We start from the raw sequence: 19375 nt of genomic DNA, 5'->3' as shown, positions 1-19375 counted from the left end.
GCAAACTTTGAACCTTAAACTTTTTAAAACCTTAAACTTTAAACAATAAAAAAATGAAATTACCAGTAATAAAACAATTAACGCAGTTTATAGAAGAAAACGATCAGGATTATATCATCGAAACTATTGAAGTTTTGGAGGCAATGACCGAAATTCCATCATTAAAAGATGAAGAATTAGATGTAATCGGCGAATTGATTTCTAATATGTACGGAGCATTAGAAGTGCATAAAATGGTAGTTCAGGGAACTGATAAAAAAGAAGCATTAAATACGTTTATGAAACGTGTTTTAGGATCAATCGATAAATAATTATTAGGCTTAAAAGGTTAAAAAAAATAATTATTATTAAAAACGCATTCTTAACGGGGTGCGTTTTTTTATTGCCTATAATCAAGCTTTGGGCGAGCCACCATTAAAAAAAGGGGCAAACCAAGCAAAATCTACATACGCCCCTTTCCTTAATGCTGTCGGGCTGTTTGCGCTACTTCGGTAGCCAGCGACCATCCCTCTCGCGGAGAAAAGAGAATAGAAGAAAGAGAATAGAAGAAAGAGAATAGAAGAAAGAGAATAGAAGAAAGAGAATAGAAGAAAGAGAATAGAAATAGAGTATAAGCTATATCTAGAATAGAGTATATACTATTAAATAAAATTAGTAATGATATCGTAACTGTAGAGGCGCACCGCAGTGCGTCTACCACAATCAAAATGACGCAAAGTTTCATTGTAACCTTTGTCAAAGTAAAAAAAACTTTGACAAAGGATTCCCGCGCACAGGTAGAGGCGCACCGCAGTGCGTCTACCACAATCAAAATGACGCAAAGTTTCATCGTAACCTTTTGTTAAAGTAAAAAAAACTTTGACAAAGGATTCCCGCGCACAGGTAGAGGCGCACCGCAGTGCGTCTACCACAATCAAAATGACACAAAGTTTCATCGTAACCTTTGTCAAAGTAAAAAAAACTTTGACAAAGGATTCCCGCGCACAGGTAGAGGCGCACCGCAGTGCGTCTACCACAATCAAAATGACACAAAGTTTTCCCCGCGCACAGGTAGAGGCACACTGCAGTGCGTCAACACAATCAAAATCACGCAAAGTTTTGATTCGGCCTTTGTCAAAGTGAAAAAACTTTGATAAAGGTTATGTATACAACGACAAACGCACACTAGGAAACAATCCCTAAACCGATAACAAATTCTTTTAGATTCAAATTTTAATCCTTACTTTTGAACCTCATAAAAAAACAAACAACATGGCATCAATAACATTAGGAGGAAATCCAATTCATACATCAGGAGAATTACCAAAAGTAGGTTCACAACTAGCTGATTTTAAATTAGTACAAAATGACCTTTCGGTTGCTTCATTGAGCAATTTTGCTGGTAAAAAATTAGTTTTAAATATATTCCCAAGTATCGATACAGGAACTTGTGCAACTTCAGTTAGAAAGTTTAATGAGAATGCAAGTAATCTTGAGAACACTACAGTTTTATGTATTTCTAGAGATTTACCATTTGCTCAAAAACGTTTTTGTGGTGCAGAAGGATTAGAGAATGTAGTTAATTTGTCAGATTTTCAAGAAGGAGCTTTTGGTAAAGCAAACGGATTAGAAATCGTTGACGGACCATTAACAGGTTTACACTCAAGAGCGATTATTGTTGTTGATGAAAATGGAAAAGTTACACATACAGAACAAGTTGCAGAAATTGCAAATGAGCCTAATTACGAAGCTGCATTAGCTGCACTATAAAATCCAAAGAATGGAATTTAAAAAAGATAATTCTTTTTTTAAAGGAAGATTAAAAAGCGTTACCTATGCTTATAAAGGAGCTGCAAAGCTTATAAGCACAGAGCATAGCGTAATGGTGCAATTTTCATTAGGAATCATAATGACAATTGCTGGATTTTATTTTCATATTACAAATACCGAATGGCTTTTTCAAATATTAGCCATCGGTTTAGTATTAAGCGTGGAAGGATTGAATACGGCTGTGGAAAAAGTAGCCGATTTTATTCATCCTAATTATCACGAAAGAATAGGTTTTATTAAAGATATTGCTGCAGGCGCAGTGTTTTTTGCAGCAATGACAGCAATAGCAATCGGATTAACAATATATATACCATATATACAAAATATTTAAGCGGTTAGCACCCAAAATAAGAATGGCAAAAACAACAAAAAAAGAAACTGTAGACAATAAAAATAAATCCAAATCTGAGACAGTTACGTCTAAGAAAATGACCAAGCAACAAAAAATTGTCTTGGGATGCCTTTTGGTATTATTTTCCGTTGCATTATTAGTTGCTTTTATTTCCTTTTATATCTACGGACAATCAGATCAGAGCGCATTAACAGCACTTACTGATCGAAGCGAACCTGTGCAAAACTGGCTCGGAAAATTCGGGGCTTATTTAGCCGATTTATTGGTTTACCAAGGATTCGGATTAGCCTCTTTTATATTTGTTCGTTTGTTTTTCTTAACAGGAATGTTTCTGATTTTGGAGCTTTCGCTAAGAAAGCTTAAGAACATCTGGTTTTGGGATTTATTTGTCATTATTATAATATCGGTATTGTTTGGTTTTTTTGCTACATCGGCACCAGAGTTAGGCGGAACGATAGGGTATGAGCTTAATTTGTTTTTACAAGATTATATAGGTAAAACAGGAACTTTGTTAAGTTTGCTTTTTGGATTGATTATTTATTTAATCTTCAAAATAAAAATATCACCAGATAAGATTCAAGCCTTTTTTGATAATACCAAAAAAGAACTTCGTTCAGGTTTAAATTCATCATCTTCATTAAATACAGATAAAGGTGCTTATAATTTAGAAGAATTTGCGATTGATGAAAATGAAGAGTTAGATAATATCCATTTAAAAACTCCAGATTCTCAATTCGAAATTAATAAAGAAGCTTTAAAACCAACCATTGCTCATTCATCAGAGATAAATTTGGATCCGGTTATAAAGCCAATCAAAATGGATGTTGCGTCTAAAGCACCTGAAGTTGTTGCTTCGCACGATGAATCTTTTGTAATAGAACAAGCTCCGGAAGAAGATATAATCGAAGAAAATTTAGCATCACGTTTAGTTGCCGATTTTGGTTTGTTTGATCCTACTTTGGATTTATCTAATTATAAATTCCCTACAATTGATTTATTAAAAGAATATTCTACTGGAGGAATTACAATCAATCAGGAAGAATTAGAAGAAAATAAAAATAGAATTGTAGATACACTTCGAAACTATAAAATCGAAATTGCACAGATTAAAGCCACAGTTGGTCCATCGGTAACATTGTATGAGATTGTACCAGAAGCTGGAATCAGAATTTCGAAAATTAAAAGTCTGGAAGACGATATTGCATTGTCATTATCGGCATTAGGGATTCGTATTATTGCGCCAATTCCAGGAAAAGGAACAATTGGTATAGAAGTTCCTAATAAGAATCCAACGATGGTTTCGATGAAAAGCGTTATTGGTTCGGCTAAATTTCAAGAAGCCGAAATGGAATTACCAATTGCTTTGGGTAAAACAATTTCTAATGAAACATTTGTTGTCGATTTAGCCAAGATGCCTCACTTATTGATGGCTGGAGCTACGGGACAAGGAAAATCGGTTGGATTAAATGCAGTTCTTACTTCATTACTATATAAGAAACACCCAGCCGAAGTAAAATTTGTTTTGGTGGATCCTAAAAAGGTGGAGTTAACATTATTTAATAAAATCGAAAGACATTATCTGGCTAAACTTCCAGATACCGAAGATGCAATTATTACCGATAATGCAAAAGTTGTAAATACATTAAATTCACTTTGTGTTGAAATGGATAACCGTTATTCTTTATTAAAAGATGCAATGGTTAGAAATATCAAAGAATACAATGATAAATTTAAAGCTAGAAAATTAAATCCAGAAGCAGGACATAGATTCTTACCTTATATTATTTTGGTAGTCGATGAGTTTGCCGATTTAATTATGACAGCAGGAAAAGAAGTTGAGGTTCCTATTGCTCGTTTAGCGCAATTGGCTCGTGCTATTGGTATACACTTAATAATCGCGACACAAAGACCATCGGTTAACGTAATTACAGGTTTGATAAAAGCCAATTTTCCTGCGAGAATAGCCTTTAGAGTTACCTCAAAAATCGACTCGCGAACTATTTTAGATACGCAAGGAGCGGATCAGTTAATAGGACGTGGAGATTTATTATATACCAACGGAAACGATGTTGTTCGTGTACAATGTGCCTTTATCGATACACCAGAGGTTGAAAAAATTACTGATTTTATTGGTTCACAAAAAGCATATTCTACTGCTTATTTGCTCCCAGAGTTTGTAGGAGAAGAAACTGGCATTAATCTTGATATGGATATTTCCGAAAGAGATACTTTATTTAGAGAGGCTGCCGAGATAATTGTGAATGCCCAACAAGGTTCGGCCTCATTATTACAAAGAAAATTAAAGCTGGGTTACAACCGTGCAGGTCGATTGATAGATCAATTAGAAGCTGCAGGAATTGTAGGTCCATTTGAAGGTAGTAAAGCCAGAAGTGTAAATATTTTAGATTTAAGTTCTCTTGATCAATTTTTTAACAATGAACAAAACAATTAAATCATGAAATCAACGATTCAAAACTTCAAAAAAAATAATGTAAACGGCCTTACGAAAAAGGTTTTTCAAATTGTTTTTTTATTCCTTGTCACTTTTTCTGTTCAGGCCCAAGATAAAAAAGCCAAAGAATTATTGGATCAGGTAACTGCAAAAGTAAAAAGCTACGATAATATCGTAATCGATTTTAAATATACTCTGAATAATGCCAAAGAAAACATTAATCAGGATAGCAAAGGAAATGTAACTATAAAAGGAAATCAGTTTGTATTGAATTTTATGGGTGTTACCAAAATATTCGACGGACAAAAAACATATACAATTGTTCCTGAAGACGAGGAAATTACGATTTCTAAAGTTAACGAAAAAGATGATAATGCAATTACACCTTCAAAAATGTTGACTTTTTTTAATTCTGGTTATAAGTATGCAATGGATATTGTTCAGAACGTAAAAGGAAGAAAAATTCAATACATAAAATTAAATCCAACAAGCGCTAAAGACCAGCGTAAAGAGATTCTTTTGGGGATTGATGTGCAAACAAAGCATATTTATAATTTAATCGAAATGGGTAAAAACGGAACAAAAACTACTTTAACCGTTAATTCTTTTAAAACCAATCAGCCATTATCAAAAAATCAGTTTACCTTTGCGCAAAGTAAATATCCAAATTACTACATCAATAAACTAGACTAATTACGGGTTGAAAATACTAGACAAATACTTACTAAAAACTTTCCTTCTTACATTTACTACTGTATTTGTAATTCTATTCTTTATATTCATTCTTCAAACCGTTTGGCTATTTATAGCCGAGTTGGCGGGTAAAGATTTGGATTTAATTTTAGTTGTTAAATTCTTATTGTTTTCGATGCCTCGAATTATCCCGTTGGTATTACCGTTATCGGTTTTACTGGCTTCGATTATGACATTCGGAAATCTGGCTGAAAACTATGAGTTTGCAGCAATGAAAGCTTCGGGTATTTCGCTACAGCGAGCTATGAGAGGCTTAATAGTGTTTATCTGTTTTTTAAGTATTGTTGCCTTCTTCTTTGCAAACAATGTAATTCCTTACGCTGAATATAAATTTATTAATTTTAGAAAAAGCATCGCGCAAGCTAAGCCTGCAATGGCTATAGCCGAAGGACAATTTAGCGATGTTGGTTTTTATAATATTAAGGTAAATAAAAAATCAGGCGAAAACGGAAATAAGCTTACAGGAGTAACCATTCATGAAAAAGCAAATAATAGTGGTGAAAATAAAACCGTTATTAAATCTAAAACTGGTGAATTAATAAGTAATGATAAATCTAGTATTCTTCAGTTAGTTCTTAATGATGGTTACTATTACCAAGATGTAACGCCTAAGAAATACGAAGACAGAAGTAAAATGCCTTTTATAAAAGGGAAATTTAAAAAGCAAATCATCAACATCGATTTGTCCGAATTAAATAAAGTAGATGATAGTCAGGAAATAGGTAATACAAACGGAATGCTAAATGCTAGTGAATTGCGTTATACGCTGGATTCATTAAGTAAAAATTTAGATACCGAAATACTTTCTTTTTCAGAAAACATCAATCAAAAAGTGGGTATTGCCAAAGGTATACCAACTGCTAAATTAGATAAAAAGAAAAAACCTTTGCCAAACGATATTTTATCACTTTATGCCAATGATAAAAAGTCGGAAATACTTAAAGTGGCAAGTAGTAATCTTACAAGCGCAATGTATTCTATTGACGCTACAAAAAATGAATTAAAAGAAAAACAACGAAATATTAACCGACATCTTACGGCGCTTTACGAGAAATTCGTGATTGCTTTTGCTTGTTTTTTAATGTTTTTTATTGGTGCACCACTAGGAGCAATTATCCGAAAAGGAGGACTTGGATTACCAATAGTTTTTGCAGTTTTGATATTTATTACTTTTCACTTTATCAATACTTTTGGAAAAAGAATTTCACAAGAAGACGGATTAACTCCTTTTATGGGAGCTTGGATGTCTACTTTTATACTTACACCATTAGCCGTTTTGTTAACTTATCGTGCTACAAACGATATTGGTTTAATTAATATGGATACTATTTTGGCTCCATTGAACAAGTTATTTAAAAAACTCTCTGAGAAGTTTATTCCTTCTCAAAACAAAACCTAATTATGTCAACAAATAAAATACAACTCAACACCATTGAAGAGGCTATTGAAGCTATTCGTCAAGGTGAAGTAATCATTGTAGTAGATGATGAAGATCGCGAAAATGAAGGTGATTTTCTTGCTGCAGCCGAAAAGGTAACACCAGAAATGATTAATTTCATGGCAACGCACGGTCGTGGATTAATTTGCGCTCCATTAACAGAAAGTCGTTGCAAAGAGTTGGATTTAAAACCAATGGTTACCAATAATACAGATCATATGGAAACTGCTTTTACAGTTTCGGTTGATTTAAAAGGGAATGGAGTAACTACAGGAATTTCTGCTGCCGATAGATCTCTGACTGTATTTGCATTAACAGATCCTAATACAAAACCATATGAATTGGCAAGACCAGGACATATTTTTCCTTTGGTAGCTAAACAAGGTGGTGTATTAAGAAGAACAGGACATACTGAAGCAGCTATCGATTTTGCAAGACTAGCAGGATTTAAACCAGCGGGTGTAATTTGCGAAATTTTAAATGAAGACGGAACTATGTCTCGTTTACCTCAACTTGTAGAAGTTGCTAAAAAATTCAATTTAAAATTGGTTTCTATCGAAGATTTGGTAGCATATAGAATGCAACACGATAGTTTGATTGTAAAAAAAGAAGATTTTGATATAGAGACTCGTTTCGGAACTTTCCGTTTAAGAGCTTATGAGCAAACAACAAATAAACAAATTCATATCGCTTTAACAAAAGGAACTTGGAGTTTGGGTGAATCTATCCTTACCAGAATTAATTCATCTCAAGTAAATAATGATTTATTAGGTACTTTAACTAATAATCCAGAACAACAATTGGATGATATGTTTAAGGTTATTAATGAGAACGGTAAAGGTGCAGTATTGTTTATTAATCAGGATATGCAAGCTGTAAATTTATTAAACCGTATTGCTGAGCTTAAGACATTACAATCTCAAGGAGTGATGAAAGCACCAAAAGTAATTATAGATAGTAAAGATTATGGAATAGGAGCACAGATCCTACATGATATTGATATCTCTAAAATTAGATTAGTATCAAATACAGAACAAACTAAACGTGTTGGTATGATAGGTTACGGACTTGAAATAACAGAATACGTAAGCTATTAAAGTATATGGACACATTTGAAGAAAGAATTGTAAAATCTGAGACACGTATATTTAAAGCTGTTTTTCCGAGTACAACGAATCATTATGATACTTTATTTGGGGGAACTGCTCTTCATCTTATGGATGAAGTTGCTTTTATTTGTGCTACCAGATTCAGCCGAAAGAAAGTGGTAACGATTTCAACTGGACAAATTGACTTTAAAAAAGCAATTCCGGCTGGAACATTAATTGAATTAGTTGCAAAAGTTGATAGTGTTGGGAGAACAAGTTGTAAAATTCATGTAGATATTTTCATGGAACAAATGTACTCTGAACTTCGCGAGACGGTAGTTTCAGGTACTTTTTCGTTTGTTGCGGTTGATGAAAATAAAAAACCAATCCCGATTATGGACTAATTTGCAAATTAGCGCAAAATTATTTTAAAAGAGAAATACTGATAATTAGGTAGTTGAAAATTAATTTAGAATAATCGTCAAAAAAGCTCTAAAAAAGTTTTGAGAACCGAAAAAGCGTCTTATATTTGCACTCGCAATCAGGAAATGAAAGCGACATACTGGAGAAATGGCAGAGCGGTCGAATGCGGCAGTCTTGAAAACTGTTGACTGTAACAGGTCCGGGGGTTCGAATCCCTCTTTCTCCGCCAGTATTTAAAACCCGAAACGAAAGTTTCGGGTTTTTTGTTTTTATGACTTTTCTAGTTTTCTTGAATCTTGTTCAAAAGTTAGGGATTAAGAAAAAAAAAGAAAATTTATTACAAAAAGAAAATTATAATAGTTTAGTGTGTATTAGAACCCAAAGACAATCTGTAAAAGCAAAGAATAGATAAGTAAAATAGCAGTCTCTTAGTTTTTTAAACATAAATTTGATGTTGAACTTATTGCTTTTAGATTGATAAACTTTTACTACTTCACATGATTTCTAGGTAGCTTAAATTCTGGCAAACGATTTAATTTTATTGTATTTGGAAATTCGATTAGTTATAATCAAAAAAGCGTCTTATATTTGCACTCGCAATCAGGAAATGAAAGCGACATACTGGAGAAATGGCAGAGCGGTCGAATGCGGCAGTCTTGAAAACTGTTGACTGTAACAGGTCCGGGGGTTCGAATCCCTCTTTCTCCGCCAGTATTTTAAAACCCGAAACGAAAGTTTCGGGTTTTTTGCTTTTATGACTTTTCTTATTTCTACTCTTAGTCTTGTCAGACATGATTTATTTGATGCATTAGAAAGTAAACTACTAGGCATGATTCCTGTTTGTTGGTATGGATCAAGTATAAGTTGTTGTATCCATTGTTGGAGATCTTGTAATGGCATTTTAACTTTTTTGTCCATTTTCTGAGACTATAAAAAATTATTCATAGTAACTATATTTAATGGGTTGGAAAAGAACGATCTTTTCCAACCCATTAGATCTGGTGTTGTATTACCTCTTAGAGATTCTCTTTTGTCACCTCATTTGTTAGTGTAAAAAGTTTTTGGGCTTTCTTACATAGTTACAGTTTTTAGAGTATTACTCTGGAGAAATAAATGGATAGTATTTTTCATCTATAATTGGTTCAATGCCGAAAAAATCATTAAGAACAGATTCGGCTGTACAAAAAGCACCTTCTACCCAAGCCTGATCATTTGAGTACGTTTCACCAACTATAAAAATATCGCAATCTGTTTTTGGAACAAGTTGTGATGGTTTTCTAATTTTTCTTTGCACATCACCTAAATTATAATGTGATTTATAGGCATGGTAACCCGCATTAAAAGGAGGGAGCGACCAATCCATATACTTAGTTTCTAAAGGTTCTGGTACAGCAGAATAATCTGTCTGTGGTCCAAAATGTAATGCCGCCAATTGTGAGCGAAGCATTTTTACCATTACAGGTGTGGCCTTTCTCGGTCCTTCGAGTGGTTGGCAATCTCTGGATTCAGGAATTTTACGTGTTGCTTTTGGACCGAGTTCTAAAGCTTTCCAGAATGTTGAATATTGGATATCATCATAACTGGCAAGAATACCATATACTTTATCTCCTTTTTCATTTCTGGCATTATCACCAAAATAAACTACTTGTCGGATAGGCATATCTGTAATACTCGGCCCAATGGTATCTAATTCGGCTACAGTTAAAATTTGGCTTTCTTGTTTAAAAGTTAGGCGCTCCTGGATTGCATTTTCTACAGCAGCAATAAAACTGGCTTTATCGTTAAACGGAATACCTATAATAGCTGGATTATTTATTTTATTTAGATATTCAGCAGGGAAATTCTCTTTTTTTAATTTAGCTATTCCCTCCAGTGTTAGAAAGTAACTTGTTAGTTTGGCAGGATAAGTTGGACCTCCGTCTGGCGTTTCTCTCCACCACGGAGTCTTAAAAAACATACCTATTTTGTATGAAGGTTCCATGATTACAGATTCTAAATACAACTGAACTTTTTCGTGATTTAATACATCCATACCTTCTGTGTCGGAATATCTAGTTGCTTCAGCTACTAATTCTATGGCAGCTCTTGGCATTGCAAGAAATGCAGCATCACATTTTTTACTTTCTGCAAGTTTATCAGGAGATTCACGTTTTGCTGTTGTAAAATGTATTCCTGACTTGGTATGTAAAATAGAACGCAATCGCGTATTTGGATAATAATTGAGAGTAATCCCTTTTTGTTTTGCTAGTTTTTCGACTTCTTCAAATAAGGAATCAAATAAGCTCGAATATCCTTTTATTAAAGTTTTGTATTCTGTTCCTGGAGTAAACTCGTCATTGACATTAAAGGACTGTGCACTATTGCTGTTTACTACGTTTGAACTATAGCCATTACCATCAGATAAATAGCTGAATCCTTCTTGTCCAAGCATATCATAACCGAGATTCCAGTACCCAATTTCTTTTAGCAAATCTCCTTTTTTGAAGATTGAACTTTCAGGCATTTCAATATTAATTTTTCCATCTTCATAAAATTTGCACCACTCTCTTCGGGTAACTGGTCCAGAATCTTGAGTAATAGCTACAGATTGTATGACTGTAAATCCATCATCTGGTGGAGCATCTTCGCCGTAATTGTTTGCAGCATAAGGAGCTGGCTGGTTAGAAGTAACATCTGATATATACATGTTTTTAGAACGCAAAGACATTAGTGGGTCTGCAGATTCATTAAAAGGAATTGAATCTTTCTTTAAATCTAGTTTTTCTATGGCTTTAGTTACTAAGCGATGCCCCGGTCCTTTAGGGGTTCCGTCCCAATACAAATATCTCATACCACCCAATTCTAGGTACGAATTATCTTTATTGTCTTTATAGTGCCATGTGCAAACACGTGCACCTGGTTCTCTGGTTCCTGGATTTTTTTTAGAAAAATCATATTTCCCCCAGTCATAGAGTTCTAATATATCCCCTTTGACAAGTAATTTTTCGTTTTTTTTGTTTTTGGAAGTTCCGTCAAGTAATCTCCAAGCGGTATAGAGTCCAGCTGCACCAGCTCCAAAAATTGAATATGTTTTTGTACTCATGATTATATGTTTTTAAAATTTTTATTCGATTGTTTTGTGGTTGCTTTTATTCATTACCCAATCTTGCCATTTGCTGTGCCAGATCTTTTTGAGGAATTACAATTTCGACTAAGGTTGGGAGGTGGGTTTTCTTTTTGAGATTAAGTAGTACTTCGTTTAGCTCAGTAACTGTTTCGGCTCGGTAGCTGTTTGCACCAAATGCTTTGGCTAGTGCCTGATAATCCCATTTTGGAAGAATATCAAATGCATCAAACTTATGAGATGGTCCTGCTTTAAATGCATCTATATTTACATATACTTGCTCTATGGCATATACTCCGTTACTCATTACAAAGAGTATTGAGTTGATATTGTATTTTACAAGAGTCGAAAGTGATTGTGCTACCGTCATAAAACCACCATCGCCTGCTACAGTCCAGGCTTGTTTACCACTGCCAAGTTGTGCACCAGATGCAGCGCCAGTTTCAAAACCAATACATTGCCAAGCAGCCGAAGAAATATATGCATTCTTAGATAATCCGTAGATATTAGTTGCCACATACATAGAGGTACTTACACCAAAAGTCATAACAATATCGTCTAACATTTTGTTCTTTTTTAAGAAAGATACCGTATGTTCAAAAAAACGGTTAAACGTTATTACTTCGGGTGTTTTATCATATTTAGGATCTGAATTGGATATCCAGGGTTCTGGGAATTTTGGTTGAGCTGGCGCCACAGTTTTTAAAGGATATGTTGCGGCTTTTTTAAAACGTTCTATTAATGCTTCGATAAAGTCTTTTAGGGTTACATTATTATACGTAAAATAACCAACTCTCATTTCTTGAGTGGTTGCCTGAATCATATCCGAAAATTTATTTTCGACCAACCATAAATAATCATCGGTAATGATAGTTCCCAGTGATAGAATACAATCAGAAGCTTCAACCAGTTTGATAACTTCGGGTATTGAAGCTTGATCAGAATATGTTCCTATAAATTTATCTCCTTTCTCATCCAGAACTGTTTTTCCTAGTGAAGTTGTAGTGTACAACATGCCACTTTCTTTAATAAGTTCTTCTAATTGATTTGATAAATCGTGTCGTAAGATTTCTACACCTGCAAGAATAAGAGGAGATTTTGCTTGACTAATTTGAGTCCAAGCTTGAGAAACGGCATTGTTAAGTGCTGCTACTTCACTTTTTATTATCAGTGGTGTTAGTTTTTTATTCGAAGGTTTAGGGCAAGGTTCGCCCCAAACTTCTTTAAAACACGCTATGTACACTGGTCGCTGGTGTGTAAGTGCTGCAATGATTAATTTATCGATTCTTTCGGGAGCATTTACAGAACTGCTTAGAGTCTCGGCTGCAACAGTTACTCTTTCGTAAATTTCCTGATCGGCATTGAGATTACCTGTAGAATGATGATAAAGTACGTTGTACATACTGCCTATTTGCCGGGCATCTGCTCCGGGAGTAGCACTAATTACAATAACTGGGCTACGCTCTACATAAGCTCCGGCAATAGCGTTTAATGCACTATAAGTACTTACTCCATATTGTAAGGAAACTGCGGCTAAACCTCGGGTACGAGCATAAGCATCTGCTGCATAAGAAGCATCTAATTCATTTGAAGCTCCAATGGTTTTAATACCTTCAAAGTCTTCTAAGGCCTGCGTAAAGTGTTTTACATAATCGCCTGGGATTTGGAAAACTTCGGTAACATTTAATTGCTTGAGACGCGTGAGCAGATAATCTGCCACTGTAAATTCTTTTGTAGGTTTCATTTTTCTGATATTGTAGATTTGGAGACGTATTTATCTTTGGGTTATAAATACTTCATTTTAAAGTGCCTTTTTTAGTATTTTAAACTTTTATGCGTACCTGTAAACTACCAACGTTATCGGCTAATCCAGCTCCGCCTTTAGCATTTAAATCATCGTCAATACATAAACTTAATAGTCCAGTTTGTCCTGCAGGAGTTGTAACAGGGCCGTTTCCTATCAAGAATGGAGGATTTGTACCAACTTGACCTATAAGCGATCCCATATTTACACCTTGAAGTGGATAGAAGGGTAGATCTATCTTATAGCCTGAGTATCCATTTGCGTCATATAAATTACCATTGTTTGTAGCAGGATCAGCAGTCCATAGGCCTGAATCGTAATTTATACTTATTGGTTTCCCCGGTTGTACAGTAATTCCTGTATTTTGCCATGGTAATTTTGCATCGACCTGTACATACGTTTCCACAAGCTGTAAAGTGTTAGCATCAATATGTGAAAACTGTTTTGGATAACCATTAATCTCAAACTGTAAAATAATATTTTGAATGTATTGTAATTGAACAGTTCCGTTACTCAATGTTTCAATATACCAGGTAGTATCCATTGAAACTACTTTTCCAAAAGAAGCCTCAAAATGGATATTATTTATTCCGCCTCCTAATATTTCATTTGAGCTAACATTAATACTAGAATAGCTAACAACTGTAATGCCTTTGTCGTTCAGTGATTTTAATTGGTTAGTTAAATAGGTTGATGGGTCAATAATATTGGGATCTGTAAACGGTAATTGAGTTCTATTTGCGGTTGGGAAAGCCGGATTTCCTGTTCCGGTAACAACTGGACCTCCTACCATTAAAACGGAAACTCCATGAGGTACCGAAATTTGTTTGTTATACTGAACTTTTGGATCTTGTGCAGGAATTGAAGGGTTTTGAACATTGCCAGGACCATAAGGGCCTTCCATTTGTTGTCGTATAAAATGATATAACCAAGTGCCATTTTCGGCATGAATTAAAGTGTTTTCAATTGGCTGGCTTCCAGTTGTCTGGGCATTGTTTGCAATGTATACTCGTTGTTCATAAAACAACACTCCACTTGTTTGTGTAAAATTTCCCGCGCGATTTGGTGCTCCACCTGCTATAGGCGTAAATGTAATTTCTTCAAAATAAGGGAAGTTTTTAGTGATGTATCCATTTGGAGCATCTGTCTGCGGCAAGGGCATAACATTATAGCCCGTTGCAGCCTCTCCGGTAGGACTGTTCCAGGTACCAATAAGATTATTTAAAAGCCCGAGATTAATAGGCCCCACAACTGGTGGCTGATTAGTTGTTGATACAAGTGGCGTTGTAATGTCTGGAATTAATGCTACTGTACTTGCTTGTTGAGCTTGTAGAGCATTTTGAGCTTGATAAGGGCATGTTTTTTGTTCTAAGTCGATTGAATTTTCCATTTTTTTTATTTTTTTTGTTCCCTACTCATATGGCTTTTCAGGTTACGCCTCGTTTATTAAAGTGGTTTCTGAATTCCACTTTTTATTTCTTATTGATATAGTATAACACGCATAACTTTATAGCTACGGGAAAACAGTGAGGCTGATACTTATGAAGTATTAATTAAAAAAACATATTTTGAAAATAAATCCAGTTGGGGTTTATTTCATAATAAAGTTACTAGTACACAATAGTTTAAAAGAAAAAAATGGTATGAATGCCGAATTTTTATCCATGGGAAACCGAAATAACAGCAGGAGATTACTTTTTAAATTTTAGAACATAAATTTTACTTAGTCTGCCTTTAGAATTATTTTTACCGTCTCTGCTTAAAATAGATGATTATGAATTTTAAAATACTGTATTTGAGTTGTTTATAGTGTATTTAAAATTAGAAGAAATGCTACACATTACAATAAGTATAATTACCTGTTTCTTTTTGAAATGTGTTTGTTGTGTGTTAATTTATTATTAAAATCTTAAATGTACATTTAGGATATATCCTCAATGAGAATTAAAATAGTTTCGAAGTTTTAAATAATAAAATGTAGTTTTAAGTTTAGCAGTGATTGGATAGGGGAGTTGATTCTTGTATTAGAAATTGCTAAACAATTTTTTATCCTATGATGATTTACGAAGCTAAAAACGGTGCAATCCTCGTTTAAATTATATTTTGTAATCCTTATTTTTTCTAGGATTAAGAGTAAAGACTTTAGAGTTTTTCTCCATAAAAGTTAAACCCCGAAACGAAAGTTTTGGGGTTTTTTATTTTTATGATTTTTCTTGTTTTTATGATCAAGAGCAAAAAAGGATCAGGTGCAAAAGTTGAACTTTACGAAATATATAATTCAATATTATTTTTTTACTACTTTAAACTTTCTCGATTCTCCATTTTGTTTTACATCGATAACGTATAAACCACTACTCATGTTTAGCTGAATATCAAGATCTTTTAATTCCGAAAAAGTTTTATTGTAAACTGATTTACCTGTTAAGTCATTTATGTTTATTGAAACATTCTCTTGCGTTTCTTCTAACTCTACTTTAAAAGTATTTGTAAACGGATTTGGATAAAGTTTTATGGTATTAGAATTGAAGCTTGATACGCTTAGAGATGGTGTTGGTAAAGGGAAAAATGCATTATTGGTTGAGAAAAAACTAGCTCCCAAATATTCTGGTAATGTAGCAATCCCGAATAGCATGGTAGAAAAATCAACACCAATGATTTCATTAGGTATCCAGGTTGTATTGCTTACACTATGTCTCCATAAAATAGGATCGGTTGAATTTGGTAAAAGATACTTGCCTTTATTGTTGTCCCATAATGCAATTAAATCATTTTTACTATTAGGGTTTACAGGAATAAATCCAGCAATAATATGAGGTGATACAATCTGATCAGGATTATCATTTATTGCATCTGCATGATAGGAGGACGAAATTGCTGAGCCAGCACCGCATCCCCATTGATAGGTATTTCCTCCCTGATTATTCCACCATTCTAAATCGGCTTGTTGTGCATTTTTAAAAAACAGCATATAGTCGCTAGATGTCGTAAAGTAATTACAGAGGTAATAATTGAACTGATGTGTAAATGAAGGCATAAAACGTGTGGCATTATCGGATAAGACAGGAATAGAATTATAGTTTACTTTTGGTAATTGAGTTGGAGAACTGTAATGATTATTCCACAATACATTCCCTGGTCCAGTAGGGGTTTGAGAGGCATTTTTGGCTAACCAAGCAGCAATCATGTACTCATTATAAGGCCAGGCAGAACCTGAGATACCACTTCCGTTTGCATTCATTGATAAATAAATAGCTCCTCCTGAAGCATCAGAAATGGCAGCTTCAAAATCAATTGAATTCCACATTTCTAATGTGTACTTTGTGATTTCATCATTTTTAAAATACTTCATCGCAAATAATGCTCCCGACATTAAAATATCGGTATCGATAGTACTGTATTCTGAACCCCAAGCTTGTTGCCCCGTATCGATATCCATAAAATGCCTGTAATATCCATTAGATGTTCTGTCGGGAGTAAAGCCCTGAGTATGTCCAGTTGCGGTTTTAAGCGTTGCCAAAGCCAAGTCCTGTCCGTTAGTAATCCAGCCCATAGCATCGGCAATAGATATAGCGACCAATCCCATGCCTGTATTAGCAGCTGATATCGGATGATAATCATTTCCGCTAAATAGTTTCGAATCTCTGTACATGCCGTTTGGGAGTCTCTGAAGTTCAAATACTTTATAACTATTTCTAAAAAGGATGTCAATAGTTGGATTAGATTGAGAGTAGGTTGGAGCAAAACAAATTGCTAGAACGAGAATTAGTGTAATTTTTTTCATAGTAATTAAGTTCTGTTGAATTATTATTATCTAGATGTGGGGATATTTATAAATAATAAAACGCTTATTTATCAGGACAAAAAATCAAATTGACATTGTGTTTTATGTTGTATTTAATTGTTTATCAGTGTGTATTAGTAAATTTAGTTTTTTTGTAGTTAATTTCAGTAAAAAACATGAAAATGTTATTAGGCGTGGTTTTGTTTTGATTTTGGGGGTGGTTTTGGTCTTTTTTTTGAAATAAAAAAAAATTTTTGTTGTAATAAAGAGACATAGAGTGATTGAAATTATTAATCACCAAAAAAATATTTAGCATAAAGACGTTAGCTAGGTTAGGCTTACTTGCTAATTTTCTTAATTCTTTTTTGATAAATGCTGATTTTAATTTGAAAAACGGTTTTCCGTAAAAAAGTCTAATTTATAAGGTTAACATTTGTGCTTTAGAATTTTAAATACACGGAATAATAAATAAAAGCAACAAAATGAAAAGAAAAGTAGGAATGTATTTTTTGTCTTTATGGCTGATGTTTGTTTTGATAATCATCATAACTATACAGATACCTATTTATTTTCATAAGAACTGGAAGTATGTTGGAACTTTTGAGTTGATAGAAATGAATGTTATTCCATTGATATGCTTGTTTGCTGCCATAATTGGACTGTTTTCTTTTTGTGATTTTTGGTATAAATTTCGAGGTACATCGGAACTCCCATTTATAATCACTGAAATAGAAAATATAGATTATGAACATTTAACTTTTTTAACAACATATATAGTACCCTTGGTGTGTTTTAATTTTGAAAGTGTACGTTATCAAATAGTCTTAGTTATATTATTGGTTATTATTGGTGTTGTCTATATTCGTACAGATTTGTTTTACGCTAATCCAACATTAGCAATATTACAGTTTAGAATTTATAAAATTTCGGGTGATTTTGTTCGGGAAGAAAAGCGAAATAATATAGTGCTAATTACAAGAGAGAAATTGCAAAAATCAGATAAAGTAAAATATATAAAATTAGATCAAAGAATTTATTACGCAAAAAAAATTAGATCATGAATAAACAAGAACTAAATCAAAATTTAGCATTTCTATTTGAAGCAAATAGTGAAATACAAGTTATTGTGTATGCCGTAGTTAAAGACGAAATAGAGCCGAAAAAACTTAATATTGACGACGATGATTTACCTTCAATTAAACAAATGTTTCTTGATAGTATTGAAAGTCAGATTATAAACAAAGATGATTTTGAAGTATTATTGTTGTCTACTGCAGATGAAAGAGGTAAATGTTTTTATGAATATGATTTAGAAGTTCCAGAAGAATTGACTTTTTTAGACAAGGTTATAGGTAATGATAATATTCCAATTTTTAATTTTAAGGATGAAACAATTGAAAATATTGATACTTTAATAATTGTTTTGGGTAATGAAGTAAATCAAGTTAGTTTATATAAAAAACTTTCTCCTGTTGAGATAATTGGTAGAGGTGGATTTATTTTAAAAAGAGCAGCCGAAAGATTTGAAAGATTCAGGGATAATCTACTAAGAATTAGCCCAGGTTTTCAAGTGTTGTCAGTAAACCAAGCCATAATAATCTTAAAACTAACTACGATAGAAAGAAATTTTGGTATTGTAAATGTGATACAACGCGAGGCTTTATTAGGTATAGATGCTATAAGGAATATGGAAGTATTATCAAATATAGAAGTTTTGGAAGAATTAATAGATGATATTGGTTTTGCCAGAAGGCTTACTAAGGTGAGGCGTAGTTCTCCAGTAATCATAAATAATATTCCCAATAGCCAGATAATAGTTTTTAGTAATACTCATCCAGCATTACGAGGAAAAATCAAGTTTAATACAGATATGACAAAAATTAATTTGGATACTCGTGTGTCGAAAAATTTATTCATTAAGCTTTTGAATGATGATTATCTTACTTCAGAATTAACTAGTCTTTTCTATGATAGTTTAGCGAAAGATGGAGTTAAGATTGAAGATAATCAAATCGAAGTTGAGTAAATTTAATTTAAATAAAATTGAAAATAATATGGAAATTTTTATTTTGAGGAATCATAACAAATGAAGAAAGAATTGATGAGGGTTTTACTAGAACAGAGTAAATTGATGATTCTTAAATCTTTTGATAGAATTTAGGATAATCTTTTTTGTTTTGGTAATTCTTTAATTACCATTTTTTGAACATTCTAGGTGTAATAAAATAAATTATGAAAAAAATATTTATTAAAATTAATGTCATTATAGTTGTTCTTTTTATTAGTTGTGGAAAGCCAGAGAATCAGAAAATTGAACTTAATGATATTATTAAAAATGCAGAAATTTTAAATTTTGATGATTTGAAAAATTC

The 19375-nt window shown here is 33.2% G+C and carries 14 protein-coding genes and 2 tRNA genes; 12 read left to right on the top strand and 4 right to left on the bottom strand.

Translation table 11 applies throughout. The features are described 5' to 3' along the window. Positions 1 to 53: 53 nt before the first annotated feature. The 10 genes from B8T70_RS01840 (at position 54) to B8T70_RS01795 (ending at position 9026) form a co-directional block, all read left to right on the top strand. Positions 54 to 311 carry a hypothetical protein gene (locus B8T70_RS01840; protein ID WP_035621165.1) on the top strand — a complete coding sequence of 86 codons (258 nt, stop codon included), beginning with the start codon at positions 54 to 56 and terminating at the stop codon, positions 309 to 311. Positions 312 to 1251: 940 nt separating this feature from the next. Then, a complete protein-coding gene (gene tpx, locus B8T70_RS01835; protein WP_039113879.1) occupies positions 1252 to 1749 on the top strand; it encodes a thiol peroxidase in 498 nt (165 codons plus the stop codon). A 10-nt stretch (positions 1750 to 1759) separates the two neighbouring features. After that, the gene (locus B8T70_RS01830) at positions 1760 to 2140 is read left to right on the top strand and encodes a diacylglycerol kinase (protein ID WP_039113880.1); all 381 of its coding nucleotides are present in this window, start codon (positions 1760 to 1762) and stop codon (positions 2138 to 2140) included. A gap of 22 nt (positions 2141 to 2162) precedes the next feature. Continuing rightward, the gene (locus B8T70_RS01825) at positions 2163 to 4613 is read left to right on the top strand and encodes a DNA translocase FtsK (protein ID WP_039113881.1); all 2451 of its coding nucleotides are present in this window, start codon (positions 2163 to 2165) and stop codon (positions 4611 to 4613) included. Positions 4614 to 4616: 3 nt separating this feature from the next. After that, positions 4617 to 5306, top strand: a complete 690-nt coding sequence (locus tag B8T70_RS01820; RefSeq protein WP_039113882.1) for an outer membrane lipoprotein carrier protein LolA — start codon at positions 4617 to 4619, stop codon at positions 5304 to 5306. Between the two features lie 7 nt (positions 5307 to 5313). Next, positions 5314 to 6765, top strand: coding sequence for an LptF/LptG family permease (locus B8T70_RS01815; RefSeq protein ID WP_039119651.1), 1452 nt, complete (start codon positions 5314 to 5316; stop codon positions 6763 to 6765). Positions 6766 to 6767: 2 nt separating this feature from the next. Beyond that, positions 6768 to 7901, top strand: coding sequence for a 3,4-dihydroxy-2-butanone-4-phosphate synthase (ribB, locus tag B8T70_RS01810; RefSeq protein WP_035624622.1), 1134 nt, complete (start codon positions 6768 to 6770; stop codon positions 7899 to 7901). A gap of 5 nt (positions 7902 to 7906) precedes the next feature. Continuing rightward, on the top strand, positions 7907 to 8296 hold the full coding sequence (locus tag B8T70_RS01805) for an acyl-CoA thioesterase (protein WP_039113884.1): 390 nt from the start codon (positions 7907 to 7909) through the stop codon (positions 8294 to 8296). Between the two features lie 160 nt (positions 8297 to 8456). Further along, positions 8457 to 8544, top strand: a tRNA-Ser gene (locus B8T70_RS01800). A 394-nt stretch (positions 8545 to 8938) separates the two neighbouring features. Continuing rightward, positions 8939 to 9026, top strand: a tRNA-Ser gene (locus tag B8T70_RS01795). A 385-nt stretch (positions 9027 to 9411) separates the two neighbouring features. Here B8T70_RS01795 and B8T70_RS01790 read toward each other — a convergent pair. The 4 genes from B8T70_RS01790 to B8T70_RS01775 all read right to left on the bottom strand — a co-directional run bounded on the left by B8T70_RS01790 (position 9412) and on the right by B8T70_RS01775 (position 17003). Beyond that, complete coding sequence (locus B8T70_RS01790) at positions 9412 to 11397, bottom strand: FAD-dependent oxidoreductase (RefSeq protein ID WP_086893707.1); 1986 nt, start codon at positions 11395 to 11397, stop codon at positions 9412 to 9414. Positions 11398 to 11443: 46 nt separating this feature from the next. Beyond that, positions 11444 to 13162, bottom strand: a complete 1719-nt coding sequence (locus B8T70_RS01785) for an alpha-keto acid decarboxylase family protein (RefSeq protein WP_039113888.1) — start codon at positions 13160 to 13162, stop codon at positions 11444 to 11446. A 79-nt stretch (positions 13163 to 13241) separates the two neighbouring features. Beyond that, positions 13242 to 14612, bottom strand: coding sequence for a heme-binding protein (locus tag B8T70_RS01780; RefSeq protein ID WP_086893706.1), 1371 nt, complete (start codon positions 14610 to 14612; stop codon positions 13242 to 13244). Positions 14613 to 15506: 894 nt separating this feature from the next. Next, positions 15507 to 17003 carry a T9SS type A sorting domain-containing protein gene (locus B8T70_RS01775; protein WP_086893705.1) on the bottom strand — a complete coding sequence of 499 codons (1497 nt, stop codon included), beginning with the start codon at positions 17001 to 17003 and terminating at the stop codon, positions 15507 to 15509. Positions 17004 to 17485: 482 nt separating this feature from the next. Here B8T70_RS01775 and kwaA point away from each other — a divergent pair, with 482 nt between their 5' ends. Then, the gene (gene kwaA / locus B8T70_RS01770) at positions 17486 to 18064 is read left to right on the top strand and encodes an anti-phage protein KwaA (protein ID WP_086893704.1); all 579 of its coding nucleotides are present in this window, start codon (positions 17486 to 17488) and stop codon (positions 18062 to 18064) included. Next, positions 18061 to 19029, top strand: a complete 969-nt coding sequence (gene kwaB / locus B8T70_RS01765) for an anti-phage protein KwaB (RefSeq protein WP_086893703.1) — start codon at positions 18061 to 18063, stop codon at positions 19027 to 19029. The genes kwaA and kwaB overlap by 4 nt, the downstream gene beginning before the upstream one ends. The last annotated feature ends 346 nt before the right edge of the window (positions 19030 to 19375 follow it).

It is taken from the genome of Flavobacterium sp. AJR (assembly GCF_002156885.1).
GTDB lineage: Bacteria > Bacteroidota > Bacteroidia > Flavobacteriales > Flavobacteriaceae > Flavobacterium.
The sequence above is the reverse complement of the archived record's forward strand: the minus strand, read 5'-3'. Positions and strand labels throughout refer to the sequence as shown.

Bases quoted from the DNA above. Each gene is read 5' to 3' on its own strand.
- B8T70_RS01785 (WP_039113888.1), bottom strand. From the start codon at position 13,162: ATGAAACCTACAAAAGAATTTACAGTGGCAGATTATCTGCTCACGCGT.
- kwaA (WP_086893704.1), top strand. From the start codon at position 17,486: ATGAAAAGAAAAGTAGGAATGTATTTTTTGTCTTTATGGCTGATGTTT.
- B8T70_RS01805 (WP_039113884.1), top strand. From the start codon at position 7,907: ATGGACACATTTGAAGAAAGAATTGTAAAATCTGAGACACGTATATTT.
- B8T70_RS01825 (WP_039113881.1), top strand. From the start codon at position 2,163: ATGGCAAAAACAACAAAAAAAGAAACTGTAGACAATAAAAATAAATCC.
- ribB (WP_035624622.1), top strand. From the start codon at position 6,768: ATGTCAACAAATAAAATACAACTCAACACCATTGAAGAGGCTATTGAA.
- B8T70_RS01830 (WP_039113880.1), top strand. From the start codon at position 1,760: ATGGAATTTAAAAAAGATAATTCTTTTTTTAAAGGAAGATTAAAAAGC.
- kwaB (WP_086893703.1), top strand. From the start codon at position 18,061: ATGAATAAACAAGAACTAAATCAAAATTTAGCATTTCTATTTGAAGCA.
- B8T70_RS01820 (WP_039113882.1), top strand. From the start codon at position 4,617: ATGAAATCAACGATTCAAAACTTCAAAAAAAATAATGTAAACGGCCTT.
- tpx (WP_039113879.1), top strand. From the start codon at position 1,252: ATGGCATCAATAACATTAGGAGGAAATCCAATTCATACATCAGGAGAA.
- B8T70_RS01780 (WP_086893706.1), bottom strand. From the start codon at position 14,612: ATGGAAAATTCAATCGACTTAGAACAAAAAACATGCCCTTATCAAGCT.
- B8T70_RS01790 (WP_086893707.1), bottom strand. From the start codon at position 11,397: ATGAGTACAAAAACATATTCAATTTTTGGAGCTGGTGCAGCTGGACTC.
- B8T70_RS01840 (WP_035621165.1), top strand. From the start codon at position 54: ATGAAATTACCAGTAATAAAACAATTAACGCAGTTTATAGAAGAAAAC.
- B8T70_RS01775 (WP_086893705.1), bottom strand. From the start codon at position 17,003: ATGAAAAAAATTACACTAATTCTCGTTCTAGCAATTTGTTTTGCTCCA.